Genomic DNA, 20,907 nt, shown 5'->3' with positions numbered 1-20,907 from the left:
GCCGCTTAACTTTGGCGTTAGAACTCAGGAGTACTTCACCATGAATCGCCGTCGCTCGATAGGTGCTGACCGCCCCTGATATCGGTTCTCACTGCCTCATGCGCGCGGTAACAAATACCAATCAGCGACCGGACGACTTCGGAGGTCTTTCCAGCTATCCCGTTCCTGTCGACGCGGAGGGCAGACGCGCGGAAGCGTGGTTGGCGTGCACCGCTCAACGCAATCGATTTGTTCGAAGAGTAAACTTTAGGGTCAGCGCGTGAATAAGATAACCAAAAACTCATAAAGACACTACCGAGGATGGTTGAAAAAAAATGACTACCTATAAAGATTTCCTTAATCGCTCGCTCGCCGACCGCGACAATTTCTGGCGCGAGCAGGCCGCGCTGATCGATTGGCATCAGCCTTTTGAGGCCGTGCTCGATTACAGCAAGCCGCCTTTTGCCAAATGGTTCGTTGGCGGCAAAACCAATCTTTGCCACAACGCAGTAGATCGTCATCTGGAAACGCGCGGCGATCAAAAAGCGCTGATCTTTATTTCGACCGAGACCGGCCAGCAGAAAACTTACACGTTTCGCGAACTGCACACCGAGGTCAACCGCTTCGCCGCCGTGCTGAAAAATCTCGGCATCGCAAAAGGCGACCGCGTGCTGATCTACATGCCGATGATTGCCGAAGCCGTTTTCGCGATGCTGGCCTGCGTGCGCCTGGGCGCGATCCATTCGGTTGTGTTCGGCGGATTCGCATCGGCCAGCCTGGCGACGCGCATCGACGATGCCGAGCCGAAGCTGATGATCACAGCCGACGCCGGCATGCGTGGCGGCAAAACCTTACCGTACAAACCCCTCGTCGACGAAGCGCTGCGTCTGGCTGAATCGCCGCCCCGACACGTGCTCATCGTCGATCGCGGGCTGGACAAAAACATGTCGCGCACAGCGGGGCGCGATCTCGATTATGCCGAACAGGCAGCGAAGTACGACGGGGTGGAAGTGCCGGTGGAATGGCTCGAATCGAGCGAACCTTCGTACATCCTGTACACCTCTGGCACTACCGGACAACCGAAAGGCGTGCAGCGCGATACCGGCGGCCATGCCGTCGCGCTGGCGGCATCGATGAAGCACATTTTTTGCTGCGCGCCGGGGCAGACGATGTTCACCTCATCCGATATCGGCTGGGTCGTCGGCCATTCCTACATCGTGTACGCGCCGCTGATCAACGGCTCGGCGACCATCGTTTACGAAGGGCTGCCGATTCGCCCCGACCCCGGTATCTGGTGGAAGATCGTCGAAGACCATCGCGTCAACGTGATGTTTACTTCGCCGACGGCGATTCGCGTGCTGAAAAAACAGGACGCCGCGTATCTCAAAAAACATGACGTCAGCTCGCTGCAATACCTGTTCCTCGCCGGCGAACCGCTCGACGAACCGACCGCGCGCTGGATCGCCGATGCGCTGGGCGTAGCAGTTGTCGACAATTACTGGCAAACCGAAACTGGCTGGCCGATTCTGTCCAGCGTCCCCGGCGTCGAAAAAACGCCGCGCAAGTTCGGGTCGCCGAGCTTCGCCGTCTACGGTTATGACATCCGGCTATTGCACGAAGCGACTGGCAAGGAAGTCGGCGCCGACGAGAAGGGCGTGCTCGCGATCGTCCCGCCGATGCCGCCCGGATGCTTGTCCACAGTCTGGGGCGATGACGAGCGTTTCGTCGAAACCTATTTCAAAAATTTCGACACGCTCGCTTACTCGACATTCGATTGGGCGACGCGCGATGCAGACGGCTATTACTTCATCATGGGGCGCACCGATGACGTGATCAACGTCGCCGGCCATCGCCTCGGCACGCGCGAAATCGAGGAAGCGATCAGTTCGCACGCGGGTGTGGCCGAGGTTGCCGTGGTTGGCGTGCACGATGAAGTCAAAGGCCAGGCGGTGATGGCTTTTGTCGTGCTCAAAGATGCCACAGAGACGCGGAACGAGGAGGGCAGGGCGGCGATGGAGAAGGTGCTGATGAAGGTCGTCGATGGCAAGCTCGGCGCGATCGCACGGCCGACGCGCGTGCATTTTTTGACCTTGCTACCGAAAACGCGCTCGGGCAAATTGCTCCGGCGCAGCATACAGGCGCTCGCCGAAGGCCGTGAAGCGGGCGATCTGACGACGCTGGACGACCCTTCGGCGCTCGACCAGATCAGGTCGGCGGTAGCTCGATGAGACGTTTCAGTTGCGTTGAACCTGAAAACGCAGCCGAGGCTGCGTTTTTTCTTGCTATTCGCGCGTAACATAGTCTTCGTACCCCGAAGCCGCCGATACTATTTTTGGCGGCATCGCTTGCAGGCTTCACTCCGGAGCTCGAATCATGCAAATCAAGAATTTGCCCGCCCTGGTCGCGGCAGGCTGGCTTACCGCATGCAGTGGTCTGCCGCTGAATACCGAGCCGCCACGATTCAATATCGCGGGCTTGAGTTTGACCGGTGCGAACCTGTTCGAGCAGCGCTTCAGGCTGGAATTGCGCGTGCAGAATCCGAACGACTTTGCGTTGCCGATCCATGCCTTGAACTATGTGATAGAGATCAACGACCAGCCATTCGCGACCGGCGTCAGCAACCGTTCGGTCACGGTGTCGGGGTATGGATCGGATGTGGTGGAGGTCGAGGCGATCAGCAATCTTGGTGGACTGCTACGGCAGGTAAAAAATGCGCTGAAAGGCGATTTACGCTACCGCCTCAGAGGGGATGCGATCGTCGGCGCCAACAAATGGAAAGTACCGTTCGAGCAGCACGGTGAAGTCGATCTCGCCGCGGCGATTTTGCGTTAGGCTGAGCCGGGGGCCTGCTCTACTGAACCCCGGCGGCGGCGCTGTGCGTCAGAATCAACACCAACGCTGCCATCAAGGTGCTGCACACAAGGCCTGTCACGAGGCTCGCAAAAATCGTTCCGCAAAAATCGAGCAGCATCGAGTTCCTGATTTTCAAATTATCTCCCGTGAATCCCTCGCCTGAGTCTTTCAGGCGCCAAGACGATTGCCGCAGTCCGGCCAGCAAAAATATGTCTGCGAGTAGTAACGCAGCCACGCCCGCCGCCTCCTCAGTACGACTTTCTTCGGGTTTCCCCGTTGTTTCAGGCATCGCTTGCATACACCGCAATCGCATCCAGCATTGCGCTCGCGGTCGATTTCACAACCAGTCAGTTCGCACACCAGATTCTTCATTGCTTTCCCTCCGCGGAGGTTGATAACCCGGCCGCTCCATCGGCCGCTTGCATGGCCAATTAAAACCCGCGAAGATGGCTCGGCGCTGCGAGAAAGAGCAAAAGCAATGATGAATTATGGCAAGAAAATGGTAACTGTGCAAAAGTAATTACACTAAACGATACAAAATACTAGAAATAATATATTAAGTAGATTATAGGCAGATGGAGGGCAAATGAGCCGCAGAATAGCCATTGTCGAAGACGAGCCGGCAATACGCGAAAATTACGCCGATGTGCTGCGCCAGCAGGGCTACGAAGTTGCGACGTATGCGACGCGCACGCACGCCGTGCAGGCGCTGAAAACGCGCCTGCCGAACCTGGCGCTGATCGATATCGGCCTCGATGACGATGTCGACGGCGGCTTTACCTTATGCCGCGAATTGCGCGCGATGTCGGCAACCCTGCCAATTATTTTCCTGACGGCGCGGGACAGCGACTTCGACACGGTTTCCGGCCTGCGCATGGGCGCAGACGACTATCTGACCAAGGACATCAGCCTGCCGCATCTGCTGGCGCGCATTTCGGCGCTGTTCCGGCGCGCCGATATCATGGAAACGCCGCCGGCCACGGAAGACATTCTCGACCGCGCGCCGCTCACTCTGGATATGAAGCGCATCACGGCTTACTGGGATGGGACGGCGGTGGCGCTGACCCTGACTGAATTCTGGATGGTGCATGCGCTTGCCAAGTTTCCCGGTCACGTCAAGGATCGCGATCAGTTGATGCAGGAGGCCAAGCTCGTCGTCGACGACAGCACGATCACCTCGCACATCAAGCGGATTCGCAAGAAGTTCGCCGTAGTCGAAGCAGGTTTCGATTGCATCGAAACCGTTTACGGCATGGGATATCGGTGGAACATGCAGGCTGTCGCGAAGAAATCTTCGCCCTGATGCGGCAGTGAAGCGCTTTCGCTACGGATTCGGCATACGCAGCAAACTCGTGTTGCTATCGGGCCTGTTGCTGACCATTCCGTGGCTCGGCTACGAGTACGTTTCCGAAATGGAAAAATTTCTGCGCCAGGGTCAGGAGAAAACGCTGGCCGGAACCGCGCGCGCGGTTGCCACGGCGCTGCACGACAGGCCGAAATTATTCGACGTCGCAGATGCGACCGTGGGCCATAGCGACGTTTACGTGCGCTCGTTGCCGGCGTCGATCCAGCTCGATGGTCGCCTTGACGACTGGAATGAACACGGCGATTTCGCGCGCTCCTACGGCGAGGGCGATCTGCTCGAAAACAGCGCGGTGCACACCCCGGCGTCGCTGTCCTTTAGCCACAACGTCGGCCGTCTCGGCAAGTACCTGTATGCGATGTTTCTGGTCAACGACAACCATATCGTGTTGCGTTCGACGAAAAGCCCGCGGGTGGATCGCGGCGATCACTTGCGCGTTGCGATCGCCACGCGCGACAGCGGATTTACACGCTACGCGGTCACGCTCGCCGAAGGGGGCGCCATCGCCGCGTATCAACTGGCGTCTGGTCTCGACACGACGCAGGTTGTCCGCGTCGAGACGCGTTTGCGCGGCGTCTGGCGGCCGACCGAGCAAGGCTACAACCTTGAAATTCGCGTGCCGATCAGCATGATAGGAACCAGAGTCGGCTTCGCCGTCGCCGATGTCGACAATGACGGCACGCACGAAATCGAAGCGGTGATCGGCACCTCGGGCACGGACACCATTGAGGAGCTTGCCAGGGTGTTCATTCCATCGTCCGAAATCGAGTTGATTCTGAAAGGACTGATGCGAACGACATCGCGAATCTGGGTTGTTGATGCCCGCCACCGTGTGCTGGCGCAGGCCGGCAGCCTGAAGGGGCAGGACCGTACCGATCGTATCGCCATCGCGCCGCCGACTGGTCTGATGCACGTACTGCAGCGCGCCGAAGAGCAGGTTTTGCGGCCGGTGTACGCGCGGGTGTTGCGTCAACCTACCGATGATTTTCGCGACGAACTCAGCGAAGCTTCACAGCTCGCCGGCCGGGAAATAGCCGGCGCGCTGTCGGGTTCGCTGACCACGCGCTGGCGGCTGACATCCGATAACCGCGCTGTCATTCTCTCGGCCGCGCATCCGATCTGGATCGACGATCAGGTCATGGGCGCTGTCGTCGTCGAAGAGACGACTAACGCGATTCTGACCGTGAAAAATCTTGCGCTCGAACGCTTGTTTACGATCATTCTCGCGGTGTTTCTGATCGGCGCACTGACCTTGTTTATTTTTGCGGCGCGCATTTCCTCGCGCATCCGCCGCTTGCGCGACGAAGCCGAGCGCGCTATCGATGCGCAGGGGCGCTTCCGCGGCGTGATGGCGCGATCGCGCGCGAGCGACGAAATCGGCGACCTGTCGCGCAGCTTTTCCAGCATCATGGACAAGCTGCACCAGTACACCGGATATCTGGAAAGCATGGCGACGCGCTTGTCCCACGAGCTGCGCACGCCGATCGCCGTCGTCCGCTCTTCGCTCGACAATCTGAAGCTGCAACCGCTGCCCGACGAGGCCCGGGTTTATATGGAGCGGGCGCAGGACGGACTTGCGCGGCTCACCAGCATCCTGACCAGCATGAGCGAAGCGACCCGGCTTGAGCAGATTCTGCAAAACAGTGAACGCGAACGATTCGATCTATGCAAAGTTGTCGCCGGCTGCGTCGAAGGCTACAAGGCAGCGTATACGCCGCGCGCCATCGAGCTGCGCTTGCCGGGACAAACGGTCTGGCTGAACGGCGCCCCCGATCTGATCGCGCAATTGCTCGATAAGCTGATCGAGAACGCTATCGACTTCAGCAGAGCCAACAGCGTCATCGTCGTCGAGATCGGTCTTGATGCGGCCGACGCATACCTGCGCGTGATCAATCAGGGGCCGCCGTTGCCGAAGGAGATGCAGGAGCGCCTGTTCGAATCCATGGTCTCGATCCGGCCGCACAAGGGAAGCAGCGAGCCGCATCTGGGGCTTGGGCTCTATATCGTTCGCCTGATTGCCGGCTTCCACGGCGGCCAGGCTTATGCGCAGAACCATCACGATCCGGCCGGTGTCGCCGTCACGGTCAAGCTGCCCATCATTGAGGTCGAGGAAAAATCGCACAACTGGACCGCGCACACGCAGGTTTCGTAGTCACAATTTCGACGCATAGGCGCGCATGCGCTGGCGCGTATCGGCATCCGGCAATCGCCCGTACCCAGCGCGCATATTGTCCATCAAATGCCCGGGTTTACTCGTTGCCGGAATCGCGCAAGTCACGGCCGGGTTTGACAGAATGTATTTCAACGCAAATTGCGCCCAGCTCACGCAATCGAAATCACCCACCCATGACGGCAGCGGTTTGCCGCGCGTTCTTGCAAACCAGGCTGCGCCGTCGAAAGGCCGATTCACCAGCACCGCTGTTTTGTTTGCCGCGGCAATCGGCAGCAGACGTTCTTCCGCGGCCGGCGTCATGATCGAATAATTGAGCTGCACGAAATCGAGCGCCTCGCTTTGGATCAATGCCGCGAGTTCATCGAATGCGTCGACACGGTAGTGCGTGACGCCGAGATAGCGTATGCGCCCCGCCTTTTTCCAGCGCCGCAGCGTTTCGAGATGTGTTTCTACATCGACGAGATTGTGTACTTGCATCAGGTCGATCGGCTGCGCGCGCAAACGCTGCATCGAGGCCGTCATCTGCTCGATGCCGGCCTCGCGTCCGCTCGTCCAGACTTTGGTCGCGATGAACAGTTTTTCGCGCACGCCGAGTTCGGCCGCGAGATCGCCCGCCACGCTTTCGGATTTTCCATACATCGGCGAACTGTCTATGACGCGACCGCCGAGTTCGACGAATTGACTCAGCACCTCCTTGAGCGGAGTGCGCTCATTGGCGCGGTCGCCAACATCGAAAGTTTGCCAGGTGCCAAGGCCGATTGCCGGCAACTGCTCGCCGCTCCTGGGAATCGACCGCTGCAAAATTCCAGGTGGCGCAGCGGATGACGATGGCATCGCAAAAGCCAGCGGCGCGAATGCGCACAATTTCAACGCGGCGCGCCGCGAAAACGAGGGCTGCTTCAAGATTTTTCTCCAGCATTGGGATGTCCGAAATGTGAGTCACTCGTCGATTGCTGTCGAGCTTTAGTACGCGCCGCTATACCAAGCCCGTAGCCCGTGACCATCCAGATTGCGCTGACGGGAACCGCGATCCAGGCAATCGCCGCCAAGCTGGCGCCGGCCGCCGCGATTGCCGAGAAGAGCCAACCCGCGGCCGCATCGCCACCGCGATAAACGACGGTATCGATCACACTTTTCGACTTGTATTTGGCTTCCCGATCGACCACCGTGAACAGCATTTCGCGCGCCGGTCGGGCGATCGCGTACTCGCCGGCGCGGCGCGCGATCTGGAACGCGACCAGCGCCGCGAGCACCGGCGCGAAACCCAGCGCCGCGAAGCCGACCGCCGTCAAAGCCGGAATGAGCGCGAGCGTGATCGGCAGGCCGAATCGATCGACGATGCGGCCGGTCACGAAAATCTGCGTCGCCAGGGTCAACACATTGACGGCGAGATCGATCAGGGCGAATAACGCGGTCCGCTGTTTCGGCTCGTCGTACGCATCGGCGACGATGCGCGCCTGCTCGAAATACAGGAACGTCGACAACGTTGTGTAGAGCACGATAAAAAGACAGATGCCAAGCAGGTAGCGCGATTTACGCAAGCTCGTGATCCCGCCCCAGATACTGCCGCCGAGCGCGGCGCCGCGTATCGCTGGCGCCGCACCGGGCGCAGCCGCAAGTGTGCTCCACCTCGACAATCGCTGTATGCAAACCAGCGCGAGGCTGAGCAGCGCGGCCGCGATCAACAACAGATTCAGCGGGCTTGCCGAGGCCAATGCGGCGGCCAGCGCCGGCCCGGCAATCGCGCCGAGGGTGCCGCCGGCAGCGATGAATCCGAACAAACGGCCGGCCTGCTCGCTATCGTAGATGTCGGCCATGAAACTCCAGAATACCGAGACGACGAACAGGTTGAAGACGCTGACCCAGATAAAAAATGCGAGCGGTACCATGTGCGGCAAAGGCGGCGGCGCAATGCCATTTTTCAGCAACGCGTAAAAAACCAGCAGATTGACGATGAAGAACAGATACACGAGCGGCAACAGTTTGGCCCGCGCGTATCGGGTTGCCGCCCAGCCGTATAGCGGCACCGCCAGCAGCATGGCGCCGAAGGTCGCGCTGAACGCCCATTTGAGGTTATCGACGCCAGCCTGTATGCCCATCTCTTCGCGCAAAGGGCGCAGCAGATAAAAGCTGCATAGCAGGCAAAAGAAGTAGGCGAACGACCACAGTACTCCCTGGATCTCGTGCGGTTTCGCCTTGGTCCACCCGCCAAAATCAACCACCGCCCTGCTGGTTGGGCTGACCGGAGGGAGCGTGCTATTCTTGATTGAAGTTCGAAGCATCGGTGCTCGTTAGTGCCAAGCGCTGATGCCGGGTTCCGCAGCGAGAGATCCGAACCGAAGGTTTGAACCGCTGATTCTTGCGCTGATTCTTGTCGAGGAAGACCGTGCCGTCGCAAACCGGAACCAGAAAAGCCTATCTCGCCGGCTTCTTCGTCTGCCTGGGGCTTGTCGCCTACGCCTTGTATTTGCAGTACGTCGAAGGCCAGGAGCCGTGCCCGCTGTGCATTCTGCAGCGAGTTGGATTCATGGCGCTCGCCGTGATTTTCCTGATCGGCGCGCTGCATGGCCCGCGGCGCCGCGGCGCCTGGTCATACAGTGGATTGGCGTTGATCGCGGCGACCATCGGCGGCGCCATCGCGGGCCGCCAGGTCTGGCTGCAGAATCTGCCGAAAGATCAGGTGCCGGAATGCGGGCCGGGGCTCGAGTTCATGCTCGAACAATTTCCGCTGACGCGCGCGCTCGAGATGATTTTGAAGGGATCCGGAGAGTGCGCCGAGGTCGGATGGCGATTCCTGGGTCTCAGCATCGCCGGTTGGTCGCTGGTCTTCTTCATCGCGCTCGGTGTACTGGCATTGGTTGCCGGCGCTGTCGCTCGCGACAGGCGATCGCGCAGATAGAACAAACCGGAGCAGCGAGGCCGGCTACGCCAGCTCTCGTGATACGCTGGCGCGAATTGTCAGCCTAATGCCAGCTGTCAGGCGAAGATATCCGGCGTCATCCGCTTCTGCAACTGCACGATGTGGTCCTTCAGTTGCAGCTTGCGTTTTTTCAAACGGCGCAACTGCAGTTGATCGACGCTGCCGTCCGACAGGCGGGATATGATCACGTCGAGATCGCGATGCTCGATGTGCAATTCATGAAGTTTTTGCTGCAGGGTTTCGATTTCCTCGTCGATCATAAGCGGCTCCTTTGGCGTGCAAGGAAGATTGAGGAGGGCGCGTTACCAGCGCTATGGCCTATGATAGCCGATGGGCGGGCAGATTTGAACCAGTGGATGCGAGCCGGTGTCGTGAGCCCGGCCATCATCGAGCATCGCCGACGTTTTCCCTGAGGAAGTTGAACCAGGGTTTCGTTCCCAAGTCCCAACAATTTGCGTTTTTTGTCGACATGCCACTGATTACAGGGTTTACCGCTTTACTTCTTGCAGCGCTTCTTGCCGGCTGCAATGCCATTCAGTTGACGTACAACAACGCCGATACGGCTCTGAGCTGGATGGCCGACGATTATCTCGCGCTCGACAAGCCGCAGGAAAAGATACTGCGAACGCGGCTCGACGGTCTGCTGAACTGGCATCGCACAAACGCGCTGCCCGAATACGCCGATACATCGCGGGAAGTCAAAATCAAAGTGGCCGCCGGATTGAAGCGCGAGGATATCGTCTGGCTGATCGATGCCGGGCGCTCCGAGTATGACGATGTTCTGAATCGAACAGCGTTGGAAACGGCCGGCCTGCTGTCGACGATTTCGCCCGGACAAATCGACAATCTGGAAAAGAAGTTGGCGCGCAATAACGCCAGGTTCAGCAAGGAACATTTGCGCGGCTCGTTGCAGGAGCAGCGCGAAAAGCGCGCCGAAAAGACCATAGAGCGGGTGGAGCACTGGGTCGGGCCGTTGTCGGACGAGCAGCAGGAGCAGATCAGCGCGATCAGCCATGCGATGCCGATGACTTACGAACTGTGGCGCGGCGATCGTATTCGCAGGCAGCAGGAATTCGTCGCCATCCTGCGCGATCGAAAACCCCCGGCCGACCTGGAGCCCAGCCTGCGGCAATGGCTGGACAACTGGCAGCGCGGCAAATCGGCTGAATACCAGCGCGCTTCCGACGCTTTTCAGGAACAATCGGTATCGCTGATTCTGGCGGTCGACGCGATGATCACGCCGGCGCAACGCGCGCAAACGCTCGCCAAACTGCAAGACTATATCGATGATTTCGACGCGCTCGCGGCCAAACGCCAGGCAGGGCAGGCGGGCCCGGCCGGGCAATCTGGCGAAACTGGGCTACGCCGCCCCCCAGGCTAGTGTGCCGTTCCGCTGAATTCTTGCACAAAGTCGAGCGAGTAAGCGTAGGTCAGAGTGCACAATCTCCCTGACAAAGATTACCCAGCCGATGCTGTCAGGGAGCCTTCGGCATCCTGACCTACTGATTTCTTGAACTTGCGACTTTTTCTTTACGAAACACCACCCCGCTAGTGGCCCTCGAACTGACACAGCGCCACGCTCGGCAGGCCGAGCCGTTCGAGCCGGGTCCGGCCGCCGAGATCGGGTAAATCGATCACGAAGCCGCAACCGACGACGATGCCGCCCGCCTTCCGGATCAGGGCGGCCGCCGCTTCCGCGGTTCCGCCTGTCGCGATCAGATCATCGGTCAGCAGAACCCTATCGCCGCTTTGCAGGGCGTCTATATGAATTTCCAGGCTGTCGGCGCCGTATTCGAGCGCGTAATCCTGGTTGAAACAAGCGAACGGAAGTTTGCCGCGCTTCCTGATCGGTACGAAACCCGCGCTGCGACGATACGCGAGTGACGCGCCGATAATGAATCCGCGCGCTTCGATCGCCGCGACTTTGTCGATGTGGAGATCGGCGAATGCCGCGCTCAATCGATCGATGGTTTCGCGAAATCCATCGGCGTGTTTGAGTAGCGTCGTGATGTCGCGGAACAGGATGCCCGGTTTCGGAAAGTCGGGAATCGTGCGGATCAGCGATTTGATGTCCAATTTTGTTTCATCGTAAAGTTGATATGGGAGCGGCAATCAGAAGAGTGCCGGTACCGAATCATGACGCCAGACCCGGAGCATCTTGAAATCGTTGTGCATCTATCCGTCGCGCTTGTGGCCGGCGGCGCGATCGGACTCGAACGCAGCTATCACGGCCGGGCGGCTGGCTTCCGCACCCACGCGCTGGTCTGCATCTCATCGAGCGCGCTTATGCTGGTCACGCTGTATCAGGCGCGCTGGTTTCCGGTAACCGACTTCGATACTGTGCGCGTCGATCCGACGCGCATGGCGCAAGGCATTATGACCGGCATCGGTTTCCTCGGCGCCGGCGCGATTCTCAAAGAGGGCCTGTCGGTGCGCGGCCTGACGACGGCTGCATCGATCTGGATAACGGCCGCAATCGGTATTCTGGTCGGTATCGGTTTCTACTTTCCGGCAGCCGTCGCGACTCTCCTGACTCTGGGTACGCTGTCGGTATTCCGCTGGATCGAAATGAGGATGCCGACTCAGCTTTACGCGCATCATGTTATCCGCTTTGCGCGCGAATCGGCGATGCCTGAAGCGCAGATGCGCACCTTGATTGCCGCGCACGGCTTCACCATCGCCAATCTCAGCTATCAATTGTGCGATCACGGCCGGTTGTTCGAGTACAGCATGGTGATCAGGACTCTGAACAAAAACAATGCAGGGCGCCTGTCGGAGGCGCTATGCGCACAGCCGACCGTGCTCGAATTCCGCATCGCGCCGACCGGCGACTAACGGGGATGCGGCGAAGGCAGATTCTCGATCTCGATCGGATGTATGTTTTCGGCCAGCGTAAAGCCGAATATGCGCGCGTAAAAATACAGCTCGGCTTCCAGCGCGCGCTGGATGTTTTCGGCGCGGCGAAAGCCGTGCTGTTCTCCCTCGAAGGCGACATACGCAACCGGCAGACCTTTGGCGCGCACCGCGTCGAGCATCTTCTCGGCCTGATTCGGCGGCACGATTTTATCATCGAGTCCCTGCAACAAAATAATGGGGCACGATAGCTGCGACGCGAAGTGCACGGGCGAGCGCTCGACATACGTCGCGCGCATCTCGGGATAAGGACCAACCAGGCTGGCGGTGTAGCGAGATTCAAATTTGTGCGTATCCAGGTCGAGCGCTTCAAGGTCGGAAACCCCGTAATAGCTGGCGCCGGCTTTGAACGCGTCGCGAAACGTCAGCGCGCACAAGGTCGTGTAACCGCCGGCGCTGGCGCCGCGGATGATCAGCTTGTCGCCATCGGCATCGCCGCGCTCGACGAGATAGCGCGCGCCGGCAATACAATCGTCGACATCGATTACGCCCCAGCCGCCTTTGAGCCGCTCGCGATAGGCGCGGCCGTAGCCGGTGCTGCCGCTGTAATTCACATCGAGAACGGCGAAGCCGCGGCTCGTCCAGTACTGGGTTTTCAGGTTCAACGCGGTTGAGGTCGCGGCGGTGGGGCCGCCGTGACTGATCACAATCAGCGGCGGCCGCGTACCCTCCGGCGCACGAAAGCGCGGATTTTTGGGCGCGTAGAAAAAGCCATGCGCGGTCAGTTGTTCGCTTCCGTGCCGGGTCGCGAACTCGATCGCCTGCGGTGCTGAAATCGTGCTGGCGTCCGGCGTGAACAGGCTCGAACGCTGCACGATTTCGATCGCGCCGATCTTGCCGTCGCGATCGATGGGCAATCTGACCACGCTGCTCGCTTCACTCGGAGATGCGGCAATGAATACCGCAGCGCCGCGCTGCACATGCAAAGAACTGATCTCGCTGTAGGGCAGGCGAATGTCGGTCAACTCCCCGTTTGGCGTATCAATTGTCGCCAGCCGCCAACTGCCAAGCGTGGTGTATGCGCAAATCAAGCGCTGCTGCGCAAGAAACGCATAGGTCGACAAGCCGAACACCCAGTGCGCGGCGGCAAAATCGGCGTGCATAGCGCACAGCGCTTCAAGGTTTTCGTCGACACGCCGATACAGATTCCAGAAACCGCTACGGTCGGAGATGAAATGCAGCACGCCGTCGGGCGACCACTGCGGCTGCACAATCGCTTCGGAGGCGCCGCCGGCGACGCGCTCCGATGATCCAATGTTGCCGTTGCCATCGAACTCGCCCACCCACAGCTCGCAGCCGTCCCAAGGCATGTTCGGGTAATGCCAGGACAGCCACGCAAGATGGCGCTGATCCGGACTCAAACGCGGCGAAGAATAAAAATCGCTGCCGGTCACCAAAATACATTGGCTGCCGTCATCGAGCGCGACACAGGCGAGGGTGTTTATCGCTTCGCACGAGGAATCGCTGTGATTTTCGCACACGCAGATCAAACGTTCGCGCGCGGCGTCGTAAGCGAAATCGGCGTAGCGCCTTGCCGATGCAGCGGTAAGCGGCTGCGGCGCGCTGCGGCCACGCTGCCGATACAAGCGCTGATCGGCGAAATTGACGAAATATACTTCTCCGTCGATAGTCGTGAACGCGCCGCCGCCATACTCATGCACGCGGGTGCGCACGTTGAACGGCGCCGGCGTGATATCGGACACGGTCCCGTCAACTTGTTCTCGTACGACAACGCCTCGGCCGCCTTCGGACGGCCGCATCTCGACCCAGTACACGTCATCGCCATCGCTGACAATCTGGCCTAATGAATTGGCGCCAGCGGCAACCATTGCCGCCGAAAACGGCGAATGCCATGAGCCGAAATCGGCCACGCGGGGGTTCTCGGTCCTGGCCATTTTCGCGGTTTACCCCGTCAGGCTGTTCCGTTGATCGAAACCGCGATGAGCGGAAGCTTGCTCAACGTTCGACTGTCGATGCGCGGACCAGAATTCGCAAAGTTCACAGCAATCCCTCTTTTTTGGGATAAGGCGGACGTAAAACGTCATAATAGGTTTGACCCAGGCGTTACCGCACCGGATAGATGTTGAATGAGAGGGCGGATAATATAACCCGGCCGGACACGCCACGCATCTGCCTGATGCCGGCCGATGTGGTCAAGGGATTAGGGAGATTTCCCGGACCCCATCGGCCGGGTCGCTACACGTTAGCCGTTTGCAAGCTACAGGCCCGGATATTGCTCCAAAGAAACATTTCCGTCGATTCTCCTCGATGCCTGAAAACCATTACGCAAAGCGCCCCGCACAGGGACGAATTGAACCGATGAATATGAGTCTGTTCGGCAGGAAGAGGACAGTGTTCCACGCGCGTCCAGGCGCTCGGGTATTCACATTATCCGAGCGAGTCATTCACGATCGTGTCTGGCACTGCGTTTTCTACGAGTGGGAGGATCTGATCGGCGAATGGGAGAGCGTCGATACCTATCTGCCGGAGCACTCGTTCCAACTGAGCCGCAGACTGTACACACTGGCGAACTACGCGACCCACTCAACGCGGCTGGCGCGCGTTCTTTCGCCGCATTTTGACAGTTGTACTCTGAACCAGAAATACGATCTTTTCTTCCTCATCTGCGCGGACATTTTCGAGCTGATTGCAATCAATTCAATCAAAAATTGGCGAACAAAATGCCGGAACGCAGTTTGTTACCTCAGCGAATGCTGGACTGAGGAATGGTTGAAAGGGCGTGAATTTTTGTTGCGCCCTCTGAAAGAATTCGATCATATTTTTCTGGGCACGCGCAACAGCGTCGACATCGTTTCGAAAATAACCGGGCGCCCGTGCAGCTACCTGCCGTTAGGCGTCGACATGGTCAAGTTCGCTCCCAATCCGGCAGCGCGGGGGCGCACCATCGATGTCTGGAATCTTGGGCGGCGCTCGCAGGTCACCCATCAGGCGCTGCTCGAGTTCGCCGAGCAGAAACAATGGCTGTATTACTTCGACACCGTCAAAAACGGCAACGTGCCCGACGCGAAGGAGCATCGACTGCTGGTGTCGAACCTGCTGAAGCGATGCAAGTACTTTATCGCCAATCATGCGAGGGCGGACGAGGCAGGTGTCACCCGCGGGCATATGGAACTCGGCATGCGTTATTTCGAAGGTGCGGCGGCGGGAACCGTGATGCTCGGCAAGCCGCCAGCGCCGGAGGTTTTCAATGAGTACTTCAACTGGCCGGATGCGATCATTCCGATTCCGTTCGATGCCCCCGACATTGCCAACACCATCGCTGATCTGGAAGCGCAGCCGGTGCGGCTGGCTCGCATCCGCCGCGACAACGTCGTCAACTCGCTGCTGCAGCACGACTGGGTTTACCGCTGGAGACGGGTTCTGGAAGCTGTCGATCTCGAAGTCACGCCGCAGATGCTGGCGCGCGAATCACTGCTCCAGGATATGGCGGCAAAAATGACCGAGCGCCAGGTTGACGGACGCCTCGCCATTTCCGGCGCGGTTAGGGGGTAGCAGCGCGGTAGGGGACAGGCCGTGCGGCTGGGCTCCGACGCTTCTGCAAGAAGACCGCAGCTTAGTGCGAAAGGCAGGCCAGATCGAGCATAAACTCCTCGCGTGCCGGGGGCGGTTCGCGATACCCGCCGCCGCGCAGCAGGGCCGAAAACTGATCCACAGGCACCGGGCAACTGAATAAATAGCCCTGCATCTCCTTGCAGCCAAAACGCCGCAGCAAATCGAGTTGCTGAGGCGTTTCGATTCCCTCGGCGAGCACCGTCAAATTCAGACTGCGTCCCAGCGCGATAACCGCCTGCGCGATCGCCGCATCGCTGGGATCGCTCGTCACGTTGCACAGGAACGAGCGATCTATCTTCAGTTTATCGATCGGGAAACGCTTCAGATAACCCAGCGAGGAATAGCCGGTGCCGAAATCGTCGATCGACAATTTCACGCCGAGTTGCTTCAGCCGGCACAGCGTTGCGATCGTCAGGTCGACGTCCTTCATCGCCACGCTTTCCGTGATTTCGAGTTCGAGCAGGGCGGCCGGGAGCCCGGTGTGACGCAGAATCCGAGCGACGGTCTGCGGCAGGTCGGCAGCGAGGAACTGCCGCCCGGAAATATTGACCGCGACTGTCAGGTCGGCGTATCCCAGGCCCTGCCAGATTTTCGCCTGCCGGCACGCGGTTTCCAATGCCCATATCCCGATCGGCACGATCAAGCCGGTCTCTTCAGCCAGCGGTATGAATTCGCCGGGGCCGACGATGCCGCGACCATCGAGCCGCCAGCGCATAAGCGCCTCGGCGCCGACGATGCGGCCGCTTGCGACATCGAGTTGCGGCTGATAAAAAAGTTCGAGTTGTTCGCGTTCGATGGCACGGCGCAGGGCGTTTTCCATATCGAGCCGCTCGCGTGCGCCGGAATTCAATTGTTCGCTATAGCTTTGATAGCCATGACCGCCGCGTTGTTCAGCGTAATGCATGGCGCTCTCGGCGTTTTTCAACAGCACGCCTGATTCCACGCCATCTGGCGGATAGCTGCTCAAGCCGACGCTGAACGTCACGAAAACTTCGCGGCCATCGATTTCCAGCGGCGTATTCATGGCTTCGACGATGTCTTTCGTCAGGGCTTCGCCGATCTGTTCCTTGCCGGCATCGCACGCGATCATCGCAAAGCGGCCGCCGTCGAGCCGATACAGGCCCGCGCGCGGATTGCCGCCCTGACCGCCGTTGCGCACCACGTCGGTCAAACGAGCCGCGGCGTTTTGCAGAATCTGGTCGCACACAACGTGACCGAAGCTCGATATCAGCAACTGGAAGCGGTCGAGTTTGAGCAGCACGACGATGCCGGCGGCATGGCGCCGGGTGAGCAGGGTTTCGAGCCGGCGCTCGAACATGCGTCGATTGGGCAAACCGGTCAGCCCATCGTAGTAAGCCTGGAATACCAGTTGCCGTTCAGCGCGCTTGCGCCGGGTGACGTCGCTCAGGTAGCAGTGGAACGAATTCTGGTCTTTCAGGAAATGGACGCGGCACGAAAGCGTCAGCGCCGCTGCCGGATAAATCCATTTGTCATGATGGATGCCGGCGCTGCGCATTGCCTGCAACCGTGTACCGAGGTCCTGCGGCAGCAGCGTTGCCGCGGTTGCAGAAGCACCGCCCAGCATTTTCAGCATTTTTTCGGCGCCGCGATTCGCGTAGACAACCCTGCCGTCGGCGGCGAGGCTCATCACCGGATTCGGATCGCGTTCGGCGAACATCGCGAGCCGCCTGCGATTGCCGGCTTCGCGCAGCCAGGCGCGCGCGGTGATGACGAAAAAAACGCCGGTAACAAGAACGATCAGCGCAAAAAAGCCGATCGTCGTAAACAGGCTGTTGAGCCGCTGACCGGTATTCTGCTCGGACGCAATCATGCTGCGTTCGATCGGGATCAGCAGCCGATCCACCGTGCGAGCCAATTCAGCCAGAGCATCGTCGGTCTCAGCCAACAGCGTCCTCGTTCGTTCCCAATCGATGCGCGCCGTGTTCAAGGCATCGTCGAACTGCCGCGCGGCGAGATTGAAACGACCGTAAGCCTGAGTTATCGGCGCCGCCTGCTCTGCGCCAATCAGCCCGGCGCGCACCGCGTCGAGCAAGTGGTCAGTACGGCTTTGGCTGTCGCGCCAGTCGCGCAGGAATTTGGCGCGGTCGATGGTGGCATAGTATTCATACAGAATCGGCTTCTGCTGGCCAAGCTCAAGCCGCAACTGCGACAAGCCCGTGAGCGAGGGCAGCGCCTGACCGACCAGGGGCAGCGTCGATTGATGCAACGCGCGGCCGTCCACATAAATCAGGCCGAGAGCGCACGCGGTTGCCAACCAGGCCAAGGCAAAGATGGCGATGATCTTTTGATCGAGGCTGGCATGGCGGGCGCGCCTCGCGCATCGTTTCAGCAAGCAACTCGTGTATTGGATGACAGGGGTTTCAGCAAGCCGAAGCATTCGGATCAAAGGGATATCTGGTTTTCATCCCCCGTCAGCAGGAAGCGTTCCCGATTCGGTCAAAGCCGGGTTATGCTCTGGCAGATAAATGTTTTAACTCTGGGGTCTTCGATAAACTATTGAAATGTATTCAAAACAGTGCCTGGAGTTGCGAGAAGGAACGAAACCAACACAAACAGCCTGCGCGATCCAGTTTCATCGTCCCTGACGGCCGCGGACCGGGCTGGTCAGGACCAAACCAATTGCGTCACTCGGCGCTTGAACGGTTAGCGAGGCCCACTGGCTCGACGGGTTGCGACGCCAACAGCGGAACGAATAGCGTCTCCGCAGGCCGCCAACCTGTCATGCGATGCTCGGCGACAATGGTGGTAAAAATACCGCCGCGGACGAAAAAACGGGCGGTCAGCCGCATGAAGCGCGGCGCGGTAGCCGCAACCAGATCATCGAGTATGCGATTGGTCACCGCTTCATGAAATGCACCCTGATCGCGGTAAGACCAGATATACAGTTTGAGGCTTTTCAGCTCTACACACTTGTGATCGGCGATGTAATCGAGAAACAGCGTTGCGAAATCGGGCTGCCCGGTTTTAGGGCAAAGGCAGGTGAATTCCGGGATCTGCATCTGAATCAAAAAATCCCGCGCAGGATGAGGATTATCGAAAACCTCAAGGGGGGAAGCAGGTAATGTCGTCATGCAAATCTCGTGTGAAATTTCGTTTAAGGTATCGCGTAACCCGAGCATGAATCGGTTAGAATATTGGCACGCGGCTGCCTGAAGGCGCGCGGCGTTTGCCCGGATTATAGACTAGAGCTTGTCCGTGAATATTAGCCCTGCGTTGGCGCCCCAAAGCGATGGATGCAAGGCGCGAGCCGCCGCCCAATGTCATGCATTGGACAAGGTTCGCAACGCGGCAGACGCTTTCGGGCGCCAACCCTTCGGGCCGGGATAAATTATCCACGGACAAGCTCTTAGGTTCCCCCAGTACGTGCGCCTGACCCAGATCAAACTCGCCGGTTTCAAATCTTTCGTCGATCCAACCGAAATACCGATTCCCGGCCCCCTGGTCGGCATCGTCGGACCCAATGGCTGCGGCAAGTCGAACGTCATCGATGCGGTGCGCTGGGTGCTCGGCGAAACCCAGGCCCGGCATTTGCGCGGCGAAACCATGGACGACGTCATCTTCAATGGCGCCGGCGCCCGCAAGCCCGTTGGCCGCGCCAGCGTCGAACTTGTTTTCGACAACAGCCTCGGCAAAGCCGCGGGGCAATGGTCGCAGTACGCCGAGATTTCAGTCAAGCGCGTGCTGACGCGAAATTCCGAATCCGCTTATTACATCAATAATCTGCATGTCCGCCGCCGCGATGTCGCCGATGTGTTCCTCGGCACCGGGCTCGGCGGCCGCGCGTACGCGATCATCGAGCAGGGCATGATCTCGCGCATTATCGAGGCCAAGCCGGAAGAGTTGCGCGTGTTTCTCGAAGAAGCGGCCGGCGTTTCCAAATACCGCGAAAGGCGCCGCGAAACCGAGTTGCGTCTGGCCGACACACGCCGCAACATGGTTCGCGTAGACGATATCAGGAATGATCTCTCGCGCCAGCTCGAACACCTGACGGAGCAGGCCGCGATCGCCGAGCAATACCACGCGCTGAAAGAAGAATATGCCGTCACCCAAAATCTCGCTTGGTGGCTGAAGAAACACGAAGCATTGAACCTGCAGACGCGACTGTTGCGCGACATCGGCAAGCAGACCATCGAGCTCGAAGCCGAAACGGCACGCTTACGCACGGCTGAAGCACGTCTGGAAACGCTGCGCGCCGCGCATTACGCCAGTGCCGACGCCTTGCATGCGTCACAGGGCGAGCTGTATGCGGCCAACAGCGAAGTTGCGCGTCTCGAACAGGAAATCCAGCATCGTCGCGACCGCCGGCCGCGCATCGATCAACAGATCGACGCGCTGCAAGGCGAACGCGATCGGCAAAGCGCTCAACAGCAAACGGCGCAAAACAGCCTCATCGATTGGCGGCGCCAGCGCGAGGATGCGGCGCGGCGCGTCGAAGAAACCCGCGTTGCCGAGGCGGCGGAAACGGATCGCCTGCCGCACGCCGAGCAAGCTTTGCGGGACAGCCGTTCCGCTTTGCATGACGCGCAGAGCCGTTGCGCGGAAATCGAGAAGCACGCCCAGGTCGAGCAAACGCGTTGCGAGCACGCGTGCCGCATCCTGCAACAGTTGGCAAGCCGCAACGAGCGTCTCGCGAGCGAACGGCGCAGTCTGCAAGTCCCCGATCCGGCACAACTCGAACAACGGCGTCTCGAATTGACGGGTTGCGAAGAACGCTTGCAGGCAGCACGGGCAATGCAGCGTGAGTTTGAGCAGGAATTGTTGGATAAAGAACAGCTTAGACGTGATTCTTTGCAATCCGCAGAAGCTTGCGGCGCAAAACAGGCTGGGCTCCACGCGCGCCTGCAAGCGCTTCAGACTTTGCAGCAGCGCCTGTCGAAAAGCGATCGGACCAGCGCCTGGCTCAGCGAAAATCAGTTGCTCGACGCGCCTCGCCTTTGGCAGTCGATCCAGGTTGATCCAGGGTGGGAAAACGCTCTTGAAGCCGTGCTGCGGGAACGTTTGAACGCGATCTCTGTAGGCGAATTCGCAGCCGATTCTGCCTGGCTCCGTAATTTACCGAACGCAAAAATCGTCTTGTTTGCCGCTGCCGACGCCCCTTTTTTCGATCAGGAC

At 59.4% G+C, this 20,907-nt stretch carries 17 protein-coding genes; 9 read left to right on the top strand and 8 right to left on the bottom strand.

Features of this window, described 5'->3' with window-relative positions:
* Positions 1-314: 314 nt before the first annotated feature.
* A complete protein-coding gene (locus H0V78_12950) occupies positions 315-2,207 on the top strand; it encodes a propionate--CoA ligase (protein MBA2352647.1) in 1,893 nt (630 codons plus the stop codon).
* A 145-nt stretch (positions 2,208-2,352) separates the two neighbouring features.
* A complete protein-coding gene (locus H0V78_12945; protein ID MBA2352646.1) occupies positions 2,353-2,811 on the top strand; it encodes an LEA type 2 family protein in 459 nt (152 codons plus the stop codon).
* Positions 2,812-2,830: 19 nt separating this feature from the next.
* On the opposite strand, the gene H0V78_12940 is transcribed toward H0V78_12945, so the two are convergent.
* Positions 2,831-3,067 (bottom strand): hypothetical protein, encoded by a 237-nt coding sequence (locus tag H0V78_12940; protein MBA2352645.1) that lies wholly within the window; start codon positions 3,065-3,067, stop codon positions 2,831-2,833.
* 351 nt (positions 3,068-3,418) lie between these two features.
* Between H0V78_12940 and pdsR the strand changes: the two genes are divergently transcribed.
* Entirely contained in the window at positions 3,419-4,135 is a 717-nt protein-coding gene (gene pdsR / locus H0V78_12935) for a proteobacterial dedicated sortase system response regulator (GenBank protein ID MBA2352644.1), read from the top strand.
* Between the two features lie 7 nt (positions 4,136-4,142).
* Positions 4,143-6,347, top strand: a complete 2,205-nt coding sequence (pdsS, locus tag H0V78_12930) for a proteobacterial dedicated sortase system histidine kinase (protein MBA2352643.1) — start codon at positions 4,143-4,145, stop codon at positions 6,345-6,347.
* Here pdsS and H0V78_12925 read toward each other — a convergent pair whose 3' ends face one another.
* Together H0V78_12925 and H0V78_12920 are read right to left on the bottom strand one after the other, a co-directional pair.
* Entirely contained in the window at positions 6,348-7,202 is an 855-nt protein-coding gene (locus H0V78_12925; GenBank protein MBA2352642.1) for an aldo/keto reductase, read from the bottom strand. It lies immediately after the preceding gene.
* A 65-nt stretch (positions 7,203-7,267) separates the two neighbouring features.
* Positions 7,268-8,650 carry an MFS transporter gene (locus tag H0V78_12920; protein ID MBA2352641.1) on the bottom strand — a complete coding sequence of 461 codons (1,383 nt, stop codon included), beginning with the start codon at positions 8,648-8,650 and terminating at the stop codon, positions 7,268-7,270.
* Between the two features lie 104 nt (positions 8,651-8,754).
* Between H0V78_12920 and H0V78_12915 the strand changes: the two genes are divergently transcribed.
* A complete protein-coding gene (locus tag H0V78_12915) occupies positions 8,755-9,267 on the top strand; it encodes a disulfide bond formation protein B (GenBank protein ID MBA2352640.1) in 513 nt (170 codons plus the stop codon).
* Between the two features lie 77 nt (positions 9,268-9,344).
* Here the strand turns inward: H0V78_12915 and H0V78_12910 are convergent, their stop codons facing one another.
* Positions 9,345-9,548, bottom strand: a complete 204-nt coding sequence (locus tag H0V78_12910) for a DUF465 domain-containing protein (protein MBA2352639.1) — start codon at positions 9,546-9,548, stop codon at positions 9,345-9,347.
* A gap of 209 nt (positions 9,549-9,757) precedes the next feature.
* On the opposite strand from H0V78_12910, the gene H0V78_12905 reads away from it, so the two are divergent.
* Positions 9,758-10,669: a hypothetical protein gene (locus tag H0V78_12905; protein MBA2352638.1), complete on the top strand. Its 912-nt coding sequence runs from the start codon at positions 9,758-9,760 to the stop codon at positions 10,667-10,669.
* 167 nt (positions 10,670-10,836) lie between these two features.
* On the opposite strand, the gene H0V78_12900 is transcribed toward H0V78_12905, so the two are convergent.
* A complete protein-coding gene (locus H0V78_12900; protein MBA2352637.1) occupies positions 10,837-11,364 on the bottom strand; it encodes an adenine phosphoribosyltransferase in 528 nt (175 codons plus the stop codon).
* A gap of 60 nt (positions 11,365-11,424) precedes the next feature.
* On the opposite strand from H0V78_12900, the gene H0V78_12895 reads away from it, so the two are divergent.
* Positions 11,425-12,123 (top strand): MgtC/SapB family protein, encoded by a 699-nt coding sequence (locus tag H0V78_12895; GenBank protein MBA2352636.1) that lies wholly within the window; start codon positions 11,425-11,427, stop codon positions 12,121-12,123.
* On the opposite strand, the gene H0V78_12890 is transcribed toward H0V78_12895, so the two are convergent.
* The gene (locus H0V78_12890) at positions 12,120-14,096 is read right to left on the bottom strand and encodes a S9 family peptidase (GenBank protein MBA2352635.1); all 1,977 of its coding nucleotides are present in this window, start codon (positions 14,094-14,096) and stop codon (positions 12,120-12,122) included. The genes H0V78_12895 and H0V78_12890 overlap by 4 nt on opposite strands.
* 424 nt (positions 14,097-14,520) lie before the next feature.
* On the opposite strand from H0V78_12890, the gene H0V78_12885 reads away from it, so the two are divergent.
* Complete coding sequence (locus H0V78_12885; GenBank protein ID MBA2352634.1) at positions 14,521-15,714, top strand: glycosyltransferase family 1 protein; 1,194 nt, start codon at positions 14,521-14,523, stop codon at positions 15,712-15,714.
* 61 nt (positions 15,715-15,775) lie between these two features.
* Here H0V78_12885 and H0V78_12880 read toward each other — a convergent pair whose 3' ends face one another.
* Both H0V78_12880 and queF read right to left on the bottom strand, forming a co-directional pair.
* Positions 15,776-18,127, bottom strand: coding sequence for a bifunctional diguanylate cyclase/phosphodiesterase (locus H0V78_12880; GenBank protein ID MBA2352633.1), 2,352 nt, complete (start codon positions 18,125-18,127; stop codon positions 15,776-15,778).
* Between the two features lie 292 nt (positions 18,128-18,419).
* Positions 18,420-18,866: an NADPH-dependent 7-cyano-7-deazaguanine reductase QueF gene (gene queF, locus H0V78_12875; protein MBA2352632.1), complete on the bottom strand. Its 447-nt coding sequence runs from the start codon at positions 18,864-18,866 to the stop codon at positions 18,420-18,422.
* 292 nt (positions 18,867-19,158) lie between these two features.
* Here queF and H0V78_12870 point away from each other — a divergent pair.
* On the top strand, positions 19,159-20,907 hold a 1,749-nt coding region (locus H0V78_12870; protein MBA2352631.1), incomplete at its 3' end, for an AAA family ATPase.

The sequence above is a fragment of the Burkholderiales bacterium genome, from assembly GCA_013695435.1.
In the GTDB taxonomy this organism is placed as follows: domain Bacteria; phylum Pseudomonadota; class Gammaproteobacteria; order Burkholderiales; family JACMKV01; genus JACMKV01.
The sequence above is the reverse complement of the archived record's forward strand: the minus strand, read 5'-3'. Positions and strand labels throughout refer to the sequence as shown.

Bases quoted from the DNA above. Each gene is read 5' to 3' on its own strand.
- H0V78_12950 (MBA2352647.1), top strand. From the start codon at position 315: ATGACTACCTATAAAGATTTCCTTAATCGCTCGCTCGCCGACCGCGAC.
- H0V78_12945 (MBA2352646.1), top strand. From the start codon at position 2,353: ATGCAAATCAAGAATTTGCCCGCCCTGGTCGCGGCAGGCTGGCTTACC.
- pdsR (MBA2352644.1), top strand. From the start codon at position 3,419: ATGAGCCGCAGAATAGCCATTGTCGAAGACGAGCCGGCAATACGCGAA.
- H0V78_12925 (MBA2352642.1), bottom strand. From the start codon at position 7,202: ATGCCATCGTCATCCGCTGCGCCACCTGGAATTTTGCAGCGGTCGATT.
- H0V78_12920 (MBA2352641.1), bottom strand. From the start codon at position 8,650: ATGCTTCGAACTTCAATCAAGAATAGCACGCTCCCTCCGGTCAGCCCA.
- H0V78_12910 (MBA2352639.1), bottom strand. From the start codon at position 9,548: ATGATCGACGAGGAAATCGAAACCCTGCAGCAAAAACTTCATGAATTG.
- H0V78_12905 (MBA2352638.1), top strand. From the start codon at position 9,758: ATGCCACTGATTACAGGGTTTACCGCTTTACTTCTTGCAGCGCTTCTT.
- H0V78_12895 (MBA2352636.1), top strand. From the start codon at position 11,425: ATGACGCCAGACCCGGAGCATCTTGAAATCGTTGTGCATCTATCCGTC.
- H0V78_12890 (MBA2352635.1), bottom strand. From the start codon at position 14,096: ATGGCCAGGACCGAGAACCCCCGCGTGGCCGATTTCGGCTCATGGCAT.
- H0V78_12885 (MBA2352634.1), top strand. From the start codon at position 14,521: ATGAATATGAGTCTGTTCGGCAGGAAGAGGACAGTGTTCCACGCGCGT.
- queF (MBA2352632.1), bottom strand. From the start codon at position 18,866: ATGACGACATTACCTGCTTCCCCCCTTGAGGTTTTCGATAATCCTCAT.